Source organism: Spirosoma luteum DSM 19990, from assembly GCF_000374065.1.
Taxonomy (GTDB): Bacteria; Bacteroidota; Bacteroidia; order Cytophagales; family Spirosomataceae; genus Spirosoma; species Spirosoma luteum.
This window is the reverse complement of sequence record NZ_KB893245.1, coordinates 251,986-270,457: the sequence shown is the minus strand read 5'-3', so window position 1 is coordinate 270,457 and position 18,472 is coordinate 251,986. Positions and strand designations below refer to the sequence as shown.

At 50.8% G+C, this 18,472-nt stretch carries 11 protein-coding genes, 1 tRNA gene and 1 pseudogene; 11 read left to right on the top strand and 2 right to left on the bottom strand.

Annotated features, from left to right (window positions below; genetic code table 11):
* Window position 1 precedes the first annotated feature (1 nt).
* The 5 genes from B156_RS0101130 (at window position 2) to B156_RS0101115 (ending at window position 6,724) form a co-directional block, all read left to right on the top strand.
* Window positions 2-2,398 carry a M1 family metallopeptidase gene (locus B156_RS0101130; protein WP_026260513.1) on the top strand — a complete coding sequence of 799 codons (2,397 nt, stop codon included), beginning with the start codon at window positions 2-4 and terminating at the stop codon, window positions 2,396-2,398.
* A gap of 109 nt (window positions 2,399-2,507) precedes the next feature.
* Window positions 2,508-5,099, top strand: coding sequence for a zinc-dependent metalloprotease (locus B156_RS0101125; RefSeq protein WP_018617763.1), 2,592 nt, complete (start codon window positions 2,508-2,510; stop codon window positions 5,097-5,099).
* 118 nt (window positions 5,100-5,217) lie between these two features.
* Entirely contained in the window at window positions 5,218-5,460 is a 243-nt protein-coding gene (locus B156_RS32540) for a GIY-YIG nuclease family protein (RefSeq protein ID WP_084757648.1), read from the top strand.
* Window positions 5,461-5,470: 10 nt separating this feature from the next.
* Window positions 5,471-5,544, top strand: a tRNA-Pro gene (locus B156_RS0101120).
* A gap of 235 nt (window positions 5,545-5,779) precedes the next feature.
* Window positions 5,780-6,724, top strand: coding sequence for a DUF5677 domain-containing protein (locus tag B156_RS0101115; RefSeq protein ID WP_018617762.1), 945 nt, complete (start codon window positions 5,780-5,782; stop codon window positions 6,722-6,724).
* Window positions 6,725-7,035: 311 nt separating this feature from the next.
* Here B156_RS0101115 and B156_RS0101110 read toward each other — a convergent pair whose 3' ends face one another.
* Window positions 7,036-7,527 (bottom strand): VOC family protein, encoded by a 492-nt coding sequence (locus tag B156_RS0101110; RefSeq protein ID WP_018617761.1) that lies wholly within the window; start codon window positions 7,525-7,527, stop codon window positions 7,036-7,038.
* 94 nt (window positions 7,528-7,621) lie between these two features.
* Here B156_RS0101110 and B156_RS0101105 point away from each other — a divergent pair, with 94 nt between their 5' ends.
* Both B156_RS0101105 and B156_RS0101100 read left to right on the top strand, forming a co-directional pair.
* Window positions 7,622-10,897, top strand: coding sequence for a S41 family peptidase (locus tag B156_RS0101105; protein ID WP_018617760.1), 3,276 nt, complete (start codon window positions 7,622-7,624; stop codon window positions 10,895-10,897).
* Window positions 10,898-11,131: 234 nt separating this feature from the next.
* On the top strand, window positions 11,132-11,917 hold the full coding sequence (locus B156_RS0101100; RefSeq protein WP_018617759.1) for an ion transporter: 786 nt from the start codon (window positions 11,132-11,134) through the stop codon (window positions 11,915-11,917).
* A gap of 16 nt (window positions 11,918-11,933) precedes the next feature.
* On the opposite strand, the pseudogene B156_RS28710 reads toward B156_RS0101100, so the two are convergent.
* Window positions 11,934-12,429, bottom strand: a pseudogene (locus B156_RS28710) (DUF6265 family protein).
* Window positions 12,430-12,563: 134 nt separating this feature from the next.
* On the opposite strand from B156_RS28710, the gene B156_RS0101090 reads away from it, so the two are divergent.
* The 4 genes from B156_RS0101090 to B156_RS0101075 all read left to right on the top strand — a co-directional run bounded on the left by B156_RS0101090 (window position 12,564) and on the right by B156_RS0101075 (window position 18,471).
* A complete protein-coding gene (locus B156_RS0101090; protein ID WP_018617758.1) occupies window positions 12,564-13,469 on the top strand; it encodes a DnaJ C-terminal domain-containing protein in 906 nt (301 codons plus the stop codon).
* An 11-nt stretch (window positions 13,470-13,480) separates the two neighbouring features.
* Complete coding sequence (locus tag B156_RS0101085; protein WP_018617757.1) at window positions 13,481-13,780, top strand: chaperone modulator CbpM; 300 nt, start codon at window positions 13,481-13,483, stop codon at window positions 13,778-13,780.
* A 51-nt stretch (window positions 13,781-13,831) separates the two neighbouring features.
* The gene (locus tag B156_RS0101080) at window positions 13,832-14,950 is read left to right on the top strand and encodes a DmpA family aminopeptidase (RefSeq protein ID WP_040584998.1); all 1,119 of its coding nucleotides are present in this window, start codon (window positions 13,832-13,834) and stop codon (window positions 14,948-14,950) included.
* Between the two features lie 296 nt (window positions 14,951-15,246).
* Window positions 15,247-18,471, top strand: coding sequence for a SusC/RagA family TonB-linked outer membrane protein (locus B156_RS0101075; protein WP_018617755.1), 3,225 nt, complete (start codon window positions 15,247-15,249; stop codon window positions 18,469-18,471).
* Window position 18,472: the final 1 nt, after the last annotated feature.

The window sequence follows — 18,472 nt, the reverse complement described above, 5'->3', positions numbered from 1 at the left end:
GATGAGAAAAAGTATGTTAATGGCTGGCCTTACACTATGGTCAGCAGTCGTATTCGCTCAACAAGCCCCGACGCAAAATGCGAACACGCGTTTTGAGCAACTCGGCCCCAATCTGCCCACGCCCAACACCTTCCGGACGGCGGCCGGTGCCCCCGGTAAGGACTATTTCCAGAACCAGGCCGACTACGACATAAAAGTCGAGCTGGACGATGCGAACCAAAAAATTATTGGTTCGGAAACGGTTACGTACCATAATAACTCGACGGATGCATTGCCCTATATCTGGCTTCAACTCGACCAGAATTTATTTGCAAAAGGCTCCATCGGTAGCGTCACCCGCACGGGGAGCGTCAACGAAAACGGCATGAGTTTCGGGCAGTTGCAAAACCTGACCTCCGTTCGCGAGCGGAGCAGTCAGCAGGCGACGGACAAATACGGGTACAATATCACATCCGTTAAAGATACCAAGTCAGGCACTGCGCTGAAGTACACCATCAACCAGACCATGATGCGGATTGACTTGCCAGCCCCGCTCAAACCGGGTGGCAGCTACTCCTTCAATGTGGACTGGAACTACTTCGTCACGGAATATTACGGCCGGAGTGGTATGGAGTTTTTCCCGAAAGATGGTAATTACAACTACTTTATTGCCCACTGGTTTCCACGTTTATGCGCTTATAACGATGTGAATGGCTGGCAGAACAAGCAGTTTCTGGGTCAGGGCGAGTTTACCCTCATTTTTGGCAATTACAAAGTAGCCATCACCGTACCCAATGACCACGTTGTGGGGGCTACGGGTGAGTGCCAGAACTACAAGCAGGTATTATCGGCTACCCAGCAGAAGCGCATGGCGCAGGCTAGTACCTCGAAAAAACCGGTGGTTATCGTTACACAGGCCGAAGCCGAAGAAGCGCTGAAAGCCAAACCTGGTGCAGCAAACGGCAAGAAAACCTGGGTGTATACGGCGCAGAACGTACGTGATTTTGCTTTCGCCAGCAGCCGCCGGTTTATTTGGGATGCCATGCAAACCGATGTGTACGGTGATGGCCACAAAATCTGGAGCATGTCTTTCTACGCCAAAGAAGGTAATCCTCTTTGGGAGCAGTATTCAACCCGGGTGGTAGAGCACACGCTGAAATCGTACGGTAACCGGACCATCAAGTATCCGTACCCCGTGGCTATCTCCTGCCACGCTACGGCTGGTGGCGGTATGGAATACCCCATGATTTCGTTTAACGGTGGCCGTCCGGAAGCCGATGGTACGTACTCCCCGCAGGTAAAAGCGGGTATGATTGGGGTTATCATTCACGAGGTAGGGCATAACTTCTTCCCCATGATTGTCAACTCCGATGAGCGTCAGTGGACCTGGATGGACGAGGGCCTGAATACGTTCTGCCAGTATCTGGCCGAAAAAGACTGGGATTATAATTTCCCTAGCCGTCGGGGTGAGCCGCAATACATTGTTGACTACATGAAGTCAGACAAAGCGGTGTTATCCCCCATCATGACCTCATCCGACAACGTAATCGGTCTTGGACCCAATGCCTACGCAAAACCCGCTACGGCTCTGAATATTCTGCGCGAAACGGTGATGGGCCGGGAGTTATTCGATTATGCGTTTAAAGAATACGCTCGTCGGTGGGCGTTTAAATCGCCCGAACCGGCTGACTTTTTCCGGACGATGGAAGATGCCTCAGGCGTTGACCTGGACTGGTTTTGGAAAGGTTGGTTCTACGGAGTTGAACCCGTCGATCAGGATTTGGTGGAAGTCGACTGGTTCCAGGTCGATTCGGGTAATCCTGAAATAACGAAAGCGTCCGCCCGCGCCGAAGCAAAACGCAAAGCCGGTACCATCAGCAAGCAGCGCGATGCCGCTACGCAGGCCGAAACCGTTGTGGCCCAGGATTCGACCATGAAAGATTTCTATAATAGCTACGACCCGTACGCGGTTACCGACGCTGATAAGAAGAAGTACCAGGATTACCTGGCTTCGTTGAATGACGATGAGCGAAAAGCTATTGAAGCAGCTGACAAGCAAAATTTCTATACGCTGGCCCTGAAAAATAAGGGCGGTCTGCCCATGCCGGTCATCATACGCATGGAGTTTGAAGACGGCACGGATTCGGTTGCCCGCTTCCCGGCCGAAATCTGGCGCTTCAACGATGTGTCGATCAAGAAAGTGATTGCCACCAATAAAAAAGTGAAGCAGTGGACGCTCGACCCATTCCAGGAAATAGCGGACATCGACACGGAGAACAACGCATTTCCCCGCGTTGCCGAGCCAACCCGCTTCCAGCTGTTTAAACAGCAGCAACGCGGTGGGCAGGGGCAAAACCCCATGCAGCAACAGAAACGCCCCACACCGCCCCCGGCCACGCAGGGTAGTGGCAAAAATTAAGCGGTTCTAAATACGAATACCAGTACACAAAAACGGTCTTTAACGATTGGTTAAAGACCGTTTTTTATTGAATCAGACTTACTCTACTTACATTCACCTCCAGAATCAAATGAAAATTTCTACACTATTTTTTGCATTCCTGACGCTGCTCGGGCTTACGGTTCAAGGGATACGGGCACAAGCCCCAAAACCCACCTTGCCAACGTCACCAACAATGACGCTACCCATAACGGCTACAGCGACACCCACGGCAACAACCGTTGTTGCGGCCCCAAAAGTACCCATTAAACCCTACCGTGACGTAATTACGGCAGCGGCCCAAACCAGCCGGGGCCTGTTTACCGCGCACCGGATTGATGATAAATTTTACCTCGAAATTCCTGACAGTTTGCTAGGCCGCGAGTTCATGGCCATCACGCGGATTGCCAAAGCGCCAACCGGTGCCGGCTACGGCGGTGAATTAGCCAACCGACAGGTGTTGCGTTGGGAGCGTGGCCCCGAAAAGAAACTACTCTTGCGGGTTGTGAGCTACATCAACGTCGGGAGCGACACGCTGCCCATTTCGCAGGCCGTCCGCAACTCTAATGTCGAACCGATTGCCTTTGCGTTCGACCTGCGAGCCATTCGGAAAGACAGCGTACTCGCGTCGGTGATCGAAGTAACGGACTTTTTCAGGGGAGACAATCAGGTTGTATCCATTAATCCAGTCACCAAATTTCGTTACCGGCTAACGGCTTTGGCGCCGGAACGGTCATATGTACAACGCATCAAATCGTATCCAATCAACACGGAAGTGATGGTAACAAAAACCTTCACCGTCAACACAACACCGGTCGTACCGTCGCCCGTACCATCGCCCTTACCTACCGTAGCGTTACCCGTTGGTACCGAAGCAGGTGCAGTAACAATGGAGATAAACACATCCATGATTCTGTTACCGCGCACACCCATGCGGAAACGATTGTTCGACAGCCGGGTTGGCTATTTCGCCAATGGTTACACGGTGTATAATGATGCCTCACAGCGAACTGAGGATGAGACCTTTGCCGTACACTGGAAGCTGGAACCCAAAAATGCAGCCGACGCCCAACGCCAGAAAGCGGGTGAACTCATTGAACCCCGCAAACCCATTGTTTATTACATCGATCCGGCAACACCCCTCAAATGGCGTAAATCCCTAAAACTAGGCGTTGCCGACTGGCAGGTAGCGTTTGAAAAAGCGGGCTGGAAAAATGCCATTATGGCGAAAGACTGGGATAGCAAAGACAGCACATTGAGTCTGGAAGATGCCCGCTATTCGGTGATTCGCTATTTCGCATCGGACATCGAAAATGCGTATGGCCCCAACGTCCACGACCCCCGTTCGGGTGAAATCATCGAAAGTCATATCGGCTGGTACCACAACGTCATGAACCTGCTACGGAAGTGGTACATGGTGCAGGGAGCTGCCGTCGATGTCCGGGCACGTAAACCAAAGTTTGACGACGAATTAATGGGGCAGCTGGTGCGGTTTGTTTCATCGCATGAGGTAGGACATACACTCGGGTTGCGGCATAATTACGGTTCAAGCCACGCTACGCCCGTTGAAAAGTTACGGGACAAAGAATTTATCAAACAATACGGCCACACGGCCTCCATTATGGATTACGCCCGTTTCAACTATGTAGCGCAGCCTGAAGACAACATCACAGACCTCTTTCCGCGTATTGGCACCTACGATATCTGGGCTATTGAGTGGGGCTATAAGCCTATCTACGACACACCAACACCTGAGGCAGATAAGTTAGTGTTGAACGGGTGGGTAAAAAAACACGTTGGTGATCCACGTTATTGGTTCGGCACCGAAACGAACCCGCTTGACCCCCGTTCGCAAAGCGAAGACCTAGGCGATAATGCCATGATTGCCAGTACATACGGCATCAAAAACCTTAAGCGAATTTTACCTAATCTTACCAAATGGACGGGCGAAGAAGCCGAAGATTACGATAAGCTACGGGAGATGTATGGGGAGATTGCCGGGCAATACCGACGGTACATGGGCCACGTAACGAAGTACGTTGGTGGTGTTTATGAAACCCCTCACACATACGATCAGTTGGGTATCGTTTATGAACCAACGCCCCATGCATTACAAAAAAGCGCGGTAACTTTCCTGAATCAGCAACTGTTTCAAACACCAACCTGGCTGCTGGACGCTAAAATCATGCAGCTTGTCCGGCCTGACCAGGGTGTTGATTACCTGCGAACTTTACAGGAAACCACTCTAAACAGCCTGATGGATATTGGTCGCCTGTCGCGCCTGATTGAAAACAGCAGCCGTCCGGCTAAGTCCTACAGCCTGGATGAATTCATGACCGATCTTCAATCATCAATCTGGAGAGAATTAAAAGCGGGTCATTCCATTGATGTGTATCGCCGTAACCTTCAGAAAGTATACGCGGAGAAGTTAATTTCGATGTTGACGCCAACTCCACCCGTTGCGCCTGCCGCGGGCTTTTCGGGTAATGGTTTCCGCTACAATGCCGGCCCCATTGCCGATGTTCGCAAATCCGACATCATGTCGGAAGTGCGCGCCCAGTTGGTTAGTCTAAAAGGCAGTATAAAGGTGGCTATTCCGCGTCAAACCGACAAGATGAGCCGGTATCATCTAAGCGACGTATTAGCGCGCATCGACAACGCCTTAAACCCCAGACGTGGTTAATAGCCATTTTATCACGCTAAATCTTTTGACAATTACCGACACTTCGCTACATTTGCAGTCCAATTCGGGATGTAGCGCAGTCCGGTAGCGTGGCCCGCTTGCAGCGGGAAGGTCGTTTATGAAATATGTAGTGTACATAATTTTTAGCGATTCACTATCAAGGTATTACGCTGGACAAACCGTCAATATTGACCGAAGACTATTGGAACACAATTCGGGCAAAGGAAATTACACATCGAAAGGTGCTCCCTGGAGGTTGATAAATTGTTTTGATTGTACTGATAGAGTTGAAGCAGTTCGATCAGAGAAAACGATTAAAAGCCGGGGAATTAAACGATATTTACAGGACAATAACCTGTAAAAAATATCTTCGGGATGTAGCGCAGTCCGGTAGCGTGCTTGCATGGGGTGCAAGAGGTCGTGGGTTCGAATCCCGCCTTCCCGACAGTTGAAATGAGCCACTTACAATTTATGTAAGTGGCTCATTTGTTTATATGTGGGCAATATTCAATGAAATATGTCATTTCCTCAGATCATGGTGTGATTTCGACCACAATCTTCAACAAAATCATCAATTGCTGAATAGCTGAGTCCCAGTTTTGCTGGGGTATTTTACAACTCTCTATAATGCGTCGTGTCGTTTGATAAAGTAGTTTAAGCTTAATTTTTGAGTATTTTATATGACTAAGCCAATTGACGACCTATTACCCTTGCCAATAGATACTAAAGTTCAGCAGTATATGGATTTTTACCATGATGCTTTACATGAACTTGTCTGTTTTGGTACCCATATGCTTAAATGGTCCTTAGAGCAAAATAAACCTAAAACGGAAATAGGTTCAGAAGTAGATTTAGCTGCTCTGCTATTATTCCGCCATATTTTAGAGTTGGTCGATGCAATTTCTGTACAAATAAAAGCAGGCATTGCAGTGCCCTGCAAGATTCAACTCAGAGCTTTACTTGAAGCTTACTTAAGCTTGGAATATATGCTAGCAAAAGATCGAGAGCGCCGGGCTACCTGTTTTATGATAGTTGATCATTACAGAAAATTAAACATATACAGAAAGCTGACATCTGGCACGAAGGAAAACGAAAAACTTAAGTTAGACCTCAAGCAGTATGGTTCGTTTTTTACTGGCTTATCCACAGTTCCAGGAGCCGCTCACATGCTTGAAAATCAAGAGAAATTAGTCAATCTACCAATATATAAGGATGCTCGGGAAGAATATTTGAGAGTAGTGAAAAAGAAGCCCAATGCAGACATCAAATGGTATTCGCTTTATGAAGGACCCTCCTCTGTTTTGTGGCTGGCTACTCGTCTCAAAAAGTTAGACTTGTACGAATTTTTCTATAAATCTTGGTCTAATCCAACTCATGGAACAGATTTGTCTACTAACGTGCTAGTAAGAGGTAAAGATGGCTTAGGAGCAATGAATCAGATCAGGAATATGGGAGAAGCCCATGATGTGACAACTCAAACAGTAATGTTAACATCTATTCTGTATATGGAGTTAATTGCAGTTAAGGTAATTCCTGAACACAGAAGGCAGATCTCAGAATGGTTCTTGAAATATAAGGTGGAATATCGCACACCATTAGAGCATCGTAAGATAAACTTTACTTGATACGAATCTCTTAAAACAGATTTGCTACCGTGTGCCAACCAATCATAGCATGTATAGAATCCGTGAATGGATCTAACTGGCCTTATCGTACTTTTCTGATTCTGAGCACAACTCCGTTCCGATCGTTTAAGTGTTATATACTTAAAACGCACAACCCCGATTATTACAGAAGTTGTGCGTTGCCTACACTATCATTGTGCTAAATCCTATGAATTTTCAGTCTCTCTAATTGCTCAATCTTTCTTCCCTTGAACAACGTGTCTTTGGTCTGCTCTCGTATATTCATCGTGCGATGCACTCCTTACTTCACCCTATATCTCTCCCAGCAATCCCTCCAGGTCCAGCGCATGGGTGTACATCTCGATGGAGCCGTCTGCCTTGCGCGGCCACTGCTCCCGTGGTCGGTCCCAGTATAACTCAACGCCATTCTGGTCAGGGTCATTCAGGTAAATAGCTTCCGATACGCCATGATCCGATGCGCCGGTGATGGGATATTTTGCATCAATGAGTCGCTGTAGGGCTACGGCCAGATCCCGTCGCGTAGGGTATACGATGGCGGTATGAAATAACCCCGCCGAACGGACAGGAGCCGGTGGACCATCTTTGCTATACCATGTATTTAAGCCAATATGATGGTGGTAGCCACCGGCTGAAATAAAGGCGGCATCGTTGCCATACATCGTTACCAGCGAGAACCCCAGCAGGTCGCGGTAAAAGGCCAGCGCCCGGTTTAAATCGGCGACTTTCAGGTGAATATGCCCAATGCGGGTCTGGTCGGGAATGGTATAAGACGGTACGGTCATGATAATCTGGACGCTGTTAAATTAAACGCTATTTTTACCGTGATAAGATCGTTACTGCTAACGAGATCGACCTGAAAATAAATCCTTCATCGCAATGCGCACCTGTACGTTTTCTGCACTCCTCTGCTTTGCTGTCGTTACTACCGCCATTAACCCCACACAGGGGCAAACGAAACCCCCAACGCCCACCTTTGCCTTCGCCGAACCCAGCCTTTCGCCCGACGGTGCCGAAGTAGCGTTTGTATCGGGTGGTGATATCTGGACGGTGCCCACAACGGGGGGAGACGCCCGGCTGCTGGTGTCACACCCGGACAATGAATCCCGACCAATTTATTCGCCGGACGGAAAATACCTGGCTTTTGCTTCATCCCGCACCGGTAACGGGGATATTTACCTGCTCACCATTGAAACGGGAGCCATAAAACGGTTGACGTATGATGATGGCAATGAGGTACTTAATGCCTGGTCGAGGGATGGCAAAATGGTGTACTTCCAATCCACCAGCCGGGACATTTCCGGTATGAACGATATTTATCGGGTGGCCATTACCGGTGGTACGCCCATGCCCGTCACTGCCGACCGGTATGCCAATGAATTTTACGGAGCCCCATCACCCGATGGCAAAACACTGGCGTTTTCGGCACGGGGCATTGCCTCTAATCAGTGGTGGCGCAAGGGACGCAGTCACCTCGACGAAACGGAACTATGGCTCTATCGTCCGGAGGCTAAAAAAGCCGACCAGTATGAGCGGGTTACCGAAGGAGGTGCCAAAGAGCTGTGGCCCATGTGGAGTCAGGATGGAAAAACGCTCTACTACGTTTCAGACCGGAACAAAACCCAAAATCTGTGGACAAAAACCCCGGGTGGTCAGGCGGCAATGCTGACCAGTTTTACCAATGGCCGGGTTCTCTGGCCTTCCATTGGCTACGATGGCCGGGCTATTGTGTTCGAGCGCGATTTCCAACTCTGGAAATACGATATAGCCACCAAACAGGCAACGCCCATTCCGGTTCGGTTACGGGGCGTGGCTGCCAGTCCGGCCGTTGACCACCTGAAACTGACCAACCAGTTTCGGGAATTGGCTTTGTCGCCAGATGGTAAGAAAGTAGCCTTCATCGCTCACGGAGAAGTATTTGCCGCGTCGGCTAAAGATGGGGGCGATGCCACGCGGATTAGCCATAGCCCGGCCAATGAATCGCAGCCCGTTTGGGCACCCAACAGCCGGAGCCTTGTGTACGTGTCAACCCGCGACGGAGCCGCGAATCTATACCAATACAATTTTGCGACCCGCGACGAAACACGCCTGACGGACAACGGACTGGACGACGGTTCACCCGTTTTCTCACCCGATGGAAAATCGCTGGCCTTCGTCCGAAACGGGCAGGAACTTCGCATTCTGGACCTGGCCACTAAAAAAGAGCGACTCCTGAAAAAAGCCTATCTGGGTCGTCCGCCGTTTGCTACGAGTGGTTCAGTCGTTTGGTCGCCGGATAATAAATGGGTAGCTTTCACGTCTTACGGAACCAAAACGTTCCGGAATATTTCGGTTGTTCCGGCGGCTGGTGGCGAGAGTAAGCCAATTAGTTTTCTGGCCAATACGTTCGGCGGAAACCTGAGCTGGAGCCCCGACGGGAAATATATGCTGTTCATCACCAACCAGCGAACCGAAACCGCTCAGATTGCCCGCATCGACTTAATACCCCGTCCGCCCAAATTCCGGGAAGATCAGTTCCGGGAGCTATTCAACGAAGAAATCCCGAAGACCCTCGCTCCGGCGGCACCGGCTACCAAAAAAGTTACGCCCCGCGACACAACCGCGCTGGCACTGGGAGATACAGCAGCCAAATCGAAAAATCAGCCCACAAAAATCGTGTTCGACGGTATTCGTCAGCGGTTGAGCCTGTTACCGGTTGGGGTTGATGTGGATGCGCAAACCATTAGTAAGGACGGTAAAACGCTGTTGTTGATTGCTACCGTAGCGGGGCAGGAAAACCTGTACACCTACTCCCTCGATGAGTTAGGGCGCGACCAGCCCGTAGCGAAGCAGTTGACGGCAACGGCGGGCAGTAAAAGTGGTGCTCAGTTTTCGGCCGATAGCAAAGAAGTTTTTTACCTGGAGCAGGGCAAAATTCAGTCTGTGGCGTTGGACAAGCGCGAGCCAAAACCACTGAGCGTAACCGCCGAAATGGATGTTGACTTTAGCGAGGAAAAAGTGCAGGTTTTTCGGCAGGCCTGGGACATTCAGTCTAAAGGATTCTATGATTCAACCTATCACGGTGCCGACTGGAAAGCCATTCGGGCCACCTACGAGCCGATGGCTGCCGGTGCCCGTACCCCCGACGAACTGCGCCGGTTGATTAGCCTGATGCTGGGCGAGTTGAATGCCTCGCACTCCGGCATTTCGGCGCCAGCCGGTTCTGTTCAGACGAATACGGGGCGTACTGGACTGCGGTTTGACCGGGCGGAATATGAAAACAATGGAAAGCTGAAAATTACGGAAGTCATCACGCTCAGTCCGGCGGCTTTGTCGGGTACAATTAAACCCGGTGATTATTTGCTGGCCATTGACGATACCAAAATCACCCCGACCACCAACCTCGACCAGTTGCTGGAGAATCAGATTAACCGACGCGTTTCCCTTAGCGTAGCCTCTTCACCCACCGGCACGCCCCGCGACGTGGTTATTCGTCCCGTTAATCTAGCAACGGAAAAAGGTTTGCTGTATAAACAGTGGGTGGAGCAACAGCGGCAATACGTCGATAAAGCCAGTGGCGGCAGACTGGGTTATGTTCATTTGTATGATATGTCGGCAGAATCACTGGCCCAGTTGAATATTGATCTGGATGCCGACAACCACGCCCGCGAAGGGGTAGTAATCGATGTTCGGAACAACAATGGTGGTTTTGTGAACGCCTACGCCCTGGATGTGTTTACCCGCAAAGGTTATTTGACCATGACGCCACGCGGGCTACCATCAGCCCCGGCACGAACTCAACTGGGGCAACGCTCACTGGAAACGCCTACGATTTTAGTCACCAATCAGCACTCGTTGTCCGATGCGGAGGATTTCGCGGAAGGCTATCGGGCACTCAAAGTGGGTAAAGTAGTGGGTGAACCAACGGCGGGCTGGATTATTTACACCTCAGCCGCCCAGCTCATCGATGGCTCGAACCTGCGGCTGCCATTTATCAAGGTGACAGACAATGCGGGCAAGAACATGGAACTGAATCCCCGCCCGGTCGACATTGCCGTTTCGAGGCCTATTGGGGAAAGCTATACCGACAAAAACGTGCAGTTAGATAAAGCCGTTGGGGCATTACTACAGGAGCTGGACGAAGCCAAAGCGTCTAAGCTGAGTGGTGGGAAGTAGGAGTAATGTCTGATTCAAGGTACAGTTTTGTACGTGGCCTTATACATGGGTATCTTTTTAACGTGGTGTCGGTTTTGGCCGGGCTGGCTAATGCCGAAAACCGACACCACGCTGAAACCATTCCATCATTAGTACACGTTTGTTCCGCACTTGTGCGTAGTCGGTTCATGGCAGTAGTTGTAAACCACTTTGCTGCTGCTGGGTTAGATTAGTACCCCTCAATCGACTAACTCCGTGAAAAAACCGACTCAGCAAGAACTCACCAGCCAACGACACGAATTACTCGAACGCCTGAGCAACTGGCTCGATACACCCATGCTGGTGCTGGGTTTCGTTTGGCTGGGCCTGCTTGTTCAGGAACTGGCCTACGATCTGACACCCTTCTGGGAACAGTTGGGTACCGTAATCTGGATCATTTTCATCCTCGATTTCCTTCTTCGGTTTACCCTGGCACCCGAAAAAATTCCGTTTCTGAAACACAACTGGCTAACGGTCATTTCCCTGTTTCTGCCGGCGTTGCGCGTGTTCAGAATCGTACGCGTCCTGCGATTTTTGCGCGTAGCGCGGGGCGTACGACTGGTACGGGTAGTTGGCTCCATAAACCGGGGAATGCGGGCATTGGGAGCCAGCATGAGTCGGCGGGGGTTTGGTTACGTCGTCCTGCTAACGCTACTGATGACCTTTGCCGGTGCTGCCGGCATGTACACGTTCGAACGCGATGCACCCGGCACTTCCCTTAATTCCTACGGCGAAGCAGTATGGTGGACGGCCATGCTGATGACTACGATGGGATCAGAATACTGGCCCAAAACCCCCGAAGGCCGGGCTTTGTGTATGCTACTGGCCCTGTATGCCTTTGCCGTTTTCGGCTACGTGACCGCTACACTGGCCACCTACTTTGTTGGCCGCGATGCTGAGAGTACCGAGGGAGAAGTAGCCGGAGCACAGGCTATTCAGGAACTAACCAACGAAGTACGGGCACTGCGGCAGGAAGTTCAACGGTTGGCAGAGCGGCCCTAGAACAGCAGGCGAATCATTATCGAACGCGGTTGAAGACGAACAAATCATTGAATGCCCACTTACCGTCTTTCTGCATGCCCCGCTGAATCGCCAATTGATCCGGCGACCGTTTTTCGTAGATAATCCGAATAGAGCCGTCTTCTTTCTCAAAAATTGCCTTGTCGCTGCCTGCTTCGATAAATCGGTAGCGGTCTGATTTGTCTTTTTCTTCCTGGCCGATCAACCCGGGCTTAAAGTGTTTCACCAGTACGATTGGTCCCAGTTCGGTTTGTTCAAAGATCAACATTTCATACATGGTAACTTTATTATCTCTCATCATGCGCATAAACCCGGTCAGGTTGTCCCCAACGGGGGCAATCCAGCTAGCCTCAATGGGGCCACCGTTGGGGACAACCTGACCAGCGACCTTCCATAAAACTAACATCGGCTAGTGAACCTTTTTTGGCCGCCGTTTGAGCGTAAAGAGAAGCGGTTACCAGGAAAAAAAACGAAATTAAACGAATAATTTTCATAGGGATTAGTGCTAAGTTTTGAGGGCAGCAAGATAGAGAAATCCTCCCGCTTTTGGCGATGTAAACTCTATCTGTTCACAACCTTCCCTGCCTCATCCGAGTTTATACGGAACTACACGTAACATCCCTCCCGTATGGATTTCATCGACTACTATAGTGTGCTGGGCGTACCCAAAACCGCGTCAGACGACGATATAAAGAAGGCGTACCGCAAATTGGCCCGTAAACATCACCCGGACTTAAACCCGGATGATGCGGAAGCCAAGAAAAAATTTCAGCAAATAAACGAGGCTAACGAGGTTCTGAGCGACCCCGGGAAGCGGAAGAAGTACGATCAGTACGGCAAAGACTGGCAACACGCCGACCAGTTTGACGAAGCCCGGCGCAACGCGGGACAACAACAGCAATCGCGCCGACAGTACGCGGGCGGAGACGATTTTTCGGGTGGTTTTGGTGGTGCCGACTTCTCGGATTTCTTTTCCTCCATGTTTGGGCAGGATGCAGGTACGGGTGGTGGCCGACGGCAGGCCAAATTCAGGGGGCAGGACTACCAGGCCGAACTGCATCTGAACCTGCGCGATGCGTACACGACGCATAAGCAAACCATGAACGTTGACGGAAAAAACATCCGCATTACCGTACCGGCCGGCATTGATAACGGACAGAAAATAAAGCTGAGTGGCTATGGTTCGCCGGGTGTAAATGGTGGCCCCAACGGCGATTTATACATCACGTTCGTCATTGCCGACGATAGCCGGTACAAACGCAAAGGCAATGACCTCTACGTAGATGAAGAAATTGACCTCTATACGGCATTACTGGGTGGCGAAAAAATTATTGAAACACTGGACAGTAAAGTCAAGCTAACCGTACCACCCGAAACCCAGAACGGGGCAAAAGTTCGGCTGAAAGGCAAGGGTTTCCCGGTATACAAGCAGGAAGGTACGTTCGGTGATTTGTACGTGCAGTGGCAGATTAAACTACCCACCAACCTGACTGAAGAGCAGAGAGAACTAATCCGGCAAGTAGCTGCCATGTAACGTTTTACCATATGCAACCCAACCTCATCCTCATCAACGAATTCTGCGTGTATCACCACGTCGAAGTCGAGTTTGTTCAATTGCTGGAGCAGCGTGGACTCATTGAAACGCAAACGATTCAGCAAGCGACTTATGTGCAACCCGAACAGTTACCCCAACTGGAGAAATTTGTCCGGCTGCATCAGGACTTAGCCATCCACCCCGACGACCTCGACGTGGTGAACGAACTGCTGGAACGGCTGGAATACATGCAGCAGCGGGTAACGCATTTGCAAAATCGGCTGGTTTTTTATGAACCGTCTGGTAGTTGACAGAAAATGGACGAATTTTGGCTCACCACGGTTTTAACCTCGTCCTTCCCGATGTCCATCGCCCAACTTCTGACTCTTTCACTCCTGCTGTCGGTTCAGGCTACCCTCGCCCAGCCAGCCAAACGGCCGCGTGCGTACGGAATCCGTTTCGGTGTGCTTAAGCCTGGTCCCCTCAACGCCATCACAGATGTGCCGGGCGTTCGGGTCGGTCAAATGACAATAAAACAGGGGCAGAACGTTCGCACGGGGGTTACGGCCATCCTGCCTCACGCGGGGAATCAGTTTCAGCAAAAAAGCCCGGCGGCTATTTACATCGGCAATGGGTTTGGAAAACTAACCGGTTACAGTCAGGTAGAGGAACTCGGCACGCTCGAAACACCCATCATTTTGACCAATACGCTAAGCGTACCCACCGCTGCCGATGCCCTGATTGACTACACACTGTCCCAGCCTGGTAATGAACAGGTGCGCTCTGTAAACCCGGTAATCGGCGAAACCAACGACGGCTTTCTAAACGACATTCGCGGACGACACGTAACGAAACAGCACGTGCTGGAGGCTATTCAACAGGCTAAATCCGGTCCGGTCGAGGAGGGCAACGCAGGGTCTGGTACTGGCACCGTCTGTTTTGGCTTTAAAGGTGGCATTGGCACATCGTCACGTACCTTACCTGCCTCACTAGGCGGTTATACCGTTGGGGTACTGGTACAAACAAACTTCGGGGGCGTTCTGCAAATAGCAGGCATACCCGTTGGGGTTGAACTGGGGAAATACAGCTTCAAAGAAAACCTGGACGGGTCCTGCATGATGGTTGTACTGACTGATGCACCACTGGATGCCCGTAACCTCAAACGGCTGGCAAAACGCGCTTTTATGGGTCTGGCGCACACGGGTGGTATCGCATCGAATGGTAGTGGCGATTATGTTATTGCCGCATCTACCGCTTACCGCATTCCCCACGAGTCCAATCGGACGCTGGATTCAACGAACGTGTTGCGGAATGATAATGTCTCTCCCTTGTTTATGGCCGCTATAGAAGCCACCGAAGAAGCGATTATCAACTCGCTGTTTGCCGCCCAAACGACCACCGGCGACCAGGGGCATACGGTAGAGCAACTACCGGTAGACAAAGTAGTTGACCTGTTGAAGAAGGCGGGGCAGATCCGGTAAATCCATTTCCAGTTGTTGCGTTTAAGGAAGTAGACCGTATGACCTCATCCGGGATCGGCAACTTCATGGGTGTGTGACGGGTGCCAGTAGCGGTATCAAGCAGGTTGGCTACCCCTTACCAACTCCCCACAGCATCCTGTTTCCTGTAAAAAAACTTCGACGTATATGCCCGGTACTTACTTTTGAAAATTGCCTGAAAATCAGAGTAGATAGGTATTTGTACCTACTTTTGAAATTTAATCTAAAGAAGATTAATTTATCTTATTAATTGATGTTACAAATAACCCCTATTCCCGATGAAACACAATTTACGAAAAAGGATTAGTGCCTGGTGCTTCCTGCTTTTGGTTACTTTCCTGATGGTGCAGGTTGCCCAGGCCCAGGATCGCCGGGTAACAGGCAAAGTGATATCCAGCAAGGACAAGCAACCCATTCCGGGAGTAAATATATTGGTCCGGAACACGGAGTTGGGCACCACAACGGACGGCGATGGAAATTTCACGTTAAATGCCCCCGCCGGAGCTACGCTGGTTTTTAGCTCGATTGGCTTCACGGGTCAGACGGTTTCCATCGGCAACCAAACCCAACTGACCGTCACGCTCCAGGAAGCCGAACAGAGTTTGGGCGAAGTTGTCGTTACGGCGCTGGGTATCAAAAAGGAAGCGAAACGACTGGGGTATGCCACCGCCGTTGTCAATCCCGAGCAGGTTACGACCAACCGAACGGTTAACTTCATGAACGCCCTGCAGGGTAAAATTGCCGGGGTAAACATTTCCAATCTGGGTACGGGTGCCGCTGGTACCAGCAAGATTCGTATCCGGGGTCAGTCATCCTTTTCGGGACAGAATAGCCCCCTTATCGTTGTTAACGGCGTTCCTATCGACAACTCTAACTTCGGGCAGAACACCGGGAATACCGGGGGTGATAACTCCGTTGGTAGCCGAAGCGGCAATAACTACTCCGACGGGGGCGATGGCCTTTCATCCATTAATCCCGACGATATTGAAGGGATGACGGTTTTGAAAGGGGGTACAGCAGCTGCTTTGTATGGCTCACGGGCCAAAGACGGGGCTATTCTGATTACAACCAAAACGAAAGGTACCAGCCAGGGTATTGGCGTAGTATACAATACGAACTTCACGACCGACCAGCCACTCGACTACACCGATTTTCAATATGAATACGGGCAGGGTGAGTACGGCGTTCGGCCAACGGCGCCCAACCCCACATCGGGCGTGTGGAGTTTCGGGGAGAAATTTGCGGGGCAGACCCAGGTGTTATTTGGTGGTGTTACCCTCCCTTACGCCCCTGTTTACAACCGGATCAATACCTTCTATCGGGTTGGCTCCACCTGGACCAACTCAGTAGCTCTCTCGTCGGGGAGTGAGAAAGGCGGGTTCAACCTGTCGCTCTCTAATCTGGATAATAAAGGTATTACCCGAAACAACACCTACAGCCGCAAAACGATTAACCTCGGTTTCAGTTACAATCTGTCGCCGAAACTATCGGTTACGGGTACGATGAACTACTCGAATGAGTATAACAAAAACCCGCCCCAGATAGCCCAGCAGGATAATAGTACGCCAACGGTCGTTTATACACTGGCGAACTCCATCCCGCTCGACGTGCTGGAAGCTAACCAGATCAACCCAGCCACGGGGAATGAGTTTATTTATTCGCGGTTTATGAACCGGACGAATCCCTACTTCGTGCTCAGCAACAAATTTGAGAACATCCGCCGGGATCGTCTGTTCGGTAACATCGCCGTTCGCTATAACTTCACCGACTGGCTGTACCTTCAGGGCCGGGTTGGGCAGGATTACTGGTCACGGGATCAGGATTACAACTTCCCAACGGGGCAGGCTTCGCTATCTGCGGCTCCCGCTGGTTTTGTCAACGGCTCATACGTGCAGGACGCCCGCCGGTTTCGCGAGCTCAATTCGGACTTCCTCATCGGGGCTAATCGCAAATTTGGTGTGTTTGGTATCGACGTTACGGCGGGTGGTAACCAGCTCTACCGCCGGAGCGACCTGAACAGCGTTCTGGTAACCGATTTCATTGTACGGGGCTTGTACGTACCACAAAACGGACGCGTGAAAGACCCGTTGTATGGCCTCAGTGAACGAAAAGTGAATTCCCTGTATGGCGCGGCAGAATTGTCGTACAAGGATTTCCTATACCTGAACGGAACCGTTCGGAATGACTGGTTCTCAACGCTGGCCCCGGCCAACCGCAGCATCCTGTACCCCTCCGTTACTGCTAGTTTCGTTTTCTCGCAGGCGTTCGACAACCTGCCGGGCTGGCTGAACTTCGGAAAACTGCGGGCTGCCTACGCCGAAGTGGGTAGCGATGGCGACGTGTCTCCGTACTCCAACAACTTATTTTACGGCGTGAATGCCAACCTGTTTCCTAACCCGACCGGGCAGGGGCAACCTGTTGGGTTCATTACGTCCAGTACCGTACCAAGTGCCACCCTAAAACCCAGCCGGGTGGCCGAAGCCGAAGCGGGTCTGGAATTGAAAATGTTCAATAGCCGGGTTGGTTTGGATATAGCGGTTTATGAGAAAGTTACCAGCGACCAGATTGTACAGGCACAATCCTCTGATGCGTCGGGCTACACCAGTACCCTGATCAACAATGGTCAGAGCCGCAACCGGGGCGTAGAAGTGTTATTGAATCTCTCGCCTATCCGTACCAAGAATTTTTACTGGGATGTAACCCTGAATGGTTCGTACAACAAAACGAAACTGCTCAAATTAATATCAGCAGATGGTTTTGTTCCTAACTCAAACCCTACGGCTCCAAAAGTTCCTGAACAGATTGTAGTGGGGAATGGCGTTTACGTCGGTGATCTTCGGCAGGTAGTTGGCGAAGAGTTGGGGCAGTTGTACAGTTTTGGTTACGCCCGCGATGCCCAGGGACGTATCGTTCACGGGGGCGACGGGATACCCAACCGTACACCCGCTCCTATCTCGTTCGGGTCGGCACTGCCTAAATACATTGGCGGTATCACCAATACGGTCAATTACAAGGGTCTTAACCTGTCATTCCTGATTGATTTTAAATTAGGTGGCAAGATGATTTCGGGTACAAACCTGAACCTGTTCCGGCACGGTCTGCAAAAGGAAACACTGGTGGGCCGGGGCGATGCCGATAATAAAATGGTGGGCGTAGGGGTAAATACGAATGGCGAAGCCAATGCGGTGCGGGCCTTTGTGCAGGATTACTACTCCGTTGGCCGGTCAAAGAGCCTAGGCGAGCAGGTTGTTTACGATGCTGGCTTCTGGAAACTCCGTCAGATCAGCCTGGGCTACGACTTCACGAAGCTTTTGCCCAAAGACCTGTTCATCAAAGCCATTCGCATCAGCGCGGTCGCCAACAACGTAGCTATTCTGAAAAAATGGTTGCCCAACCTGGATCCCGAGCAATTTGGCTTCAGTTCTGATAACCTGATTGGGCTGGAATCAACCGGCTTACCCACCACCCGAAGTATTGGTTTCAACCTGAACGTTAAATTCTAAA

What these genes read in the sequence shown, in the direction of transcription:
- B156_RS0101080 (WP_040584998.1), top strand. Translation starts at nt 13,832, where the DNA reads ATGTCCATCGCCCAACTTCTGACTCTTTCACTCCTGCTGTCGGTTCAG.
- B156_RS0101075 (WP_018617755.1), top strand. Translation starts at nt 15,247, where the DNA reads ATGAAACACAATTTACGAAAAAGGATTAGTGCCTGGTGCTTCCTGCTT.
- B156_RS0101090 (WP_018617758.1), top strand. Translation starts at nt 12,564, where the DNA reads ATGGATTTCATCGACTACTATAGTGTGCTGGGCGTACCCAAAACCGCG.
- B156_RS0101130 (WP_026260513.1), top strand. Translation starts at nt 2, where the DNA reads ATGAGAAAAAGTATGTTAATGGCTGGCCTTACACTATGGTCAGCAGTC.
- B156_RS0101085 (WP_018617757.1), top strand. Translation starts at nt 13,481, where the DNA reads ATGCAACCCAACCTCATCCTCATCAACGAATTCTGCGTGTATCACCAC.
- B156_RS0101110 (WP_018617761.1), bottom strand. Translation starts at nt 7,527, where the DNA reads ATGACCGTACCGTCTTATACCATTCCCGACCAGACCCGCATTGGGCAT.
- B156_RS0101105 (WP_018617760.1), top strand. Translation starts at nt 7,622, where the DNA reads ATGCGCACCTGTACGTTTTCTGCACTCCTCTGCTTTGCTGTCGTTACT.
- B156_RS0101125 (WP_018617763.1), top strand. Translation starts at nt 2,508, where the DNA reads ATGAAAATTTCTACACTATTTTTTGCATTCCTGACGCTGCTCGGGCTT.
- B156_RS0101115 (WP_018617762.1), top strand. Translation starts at nt 5,780, where the DNA reads ATGACTAAGCCAATTGACGACCTATTACCCTTGCCAATAGATACTAAA.
- B156_RS32540 (WP_084757648.1), top strand. Translation starts at nt 5,218, where the DNA reads ATGAAATATGTAGTGTACATAATTTTTAGCGATTCACTATCAAGGTAT.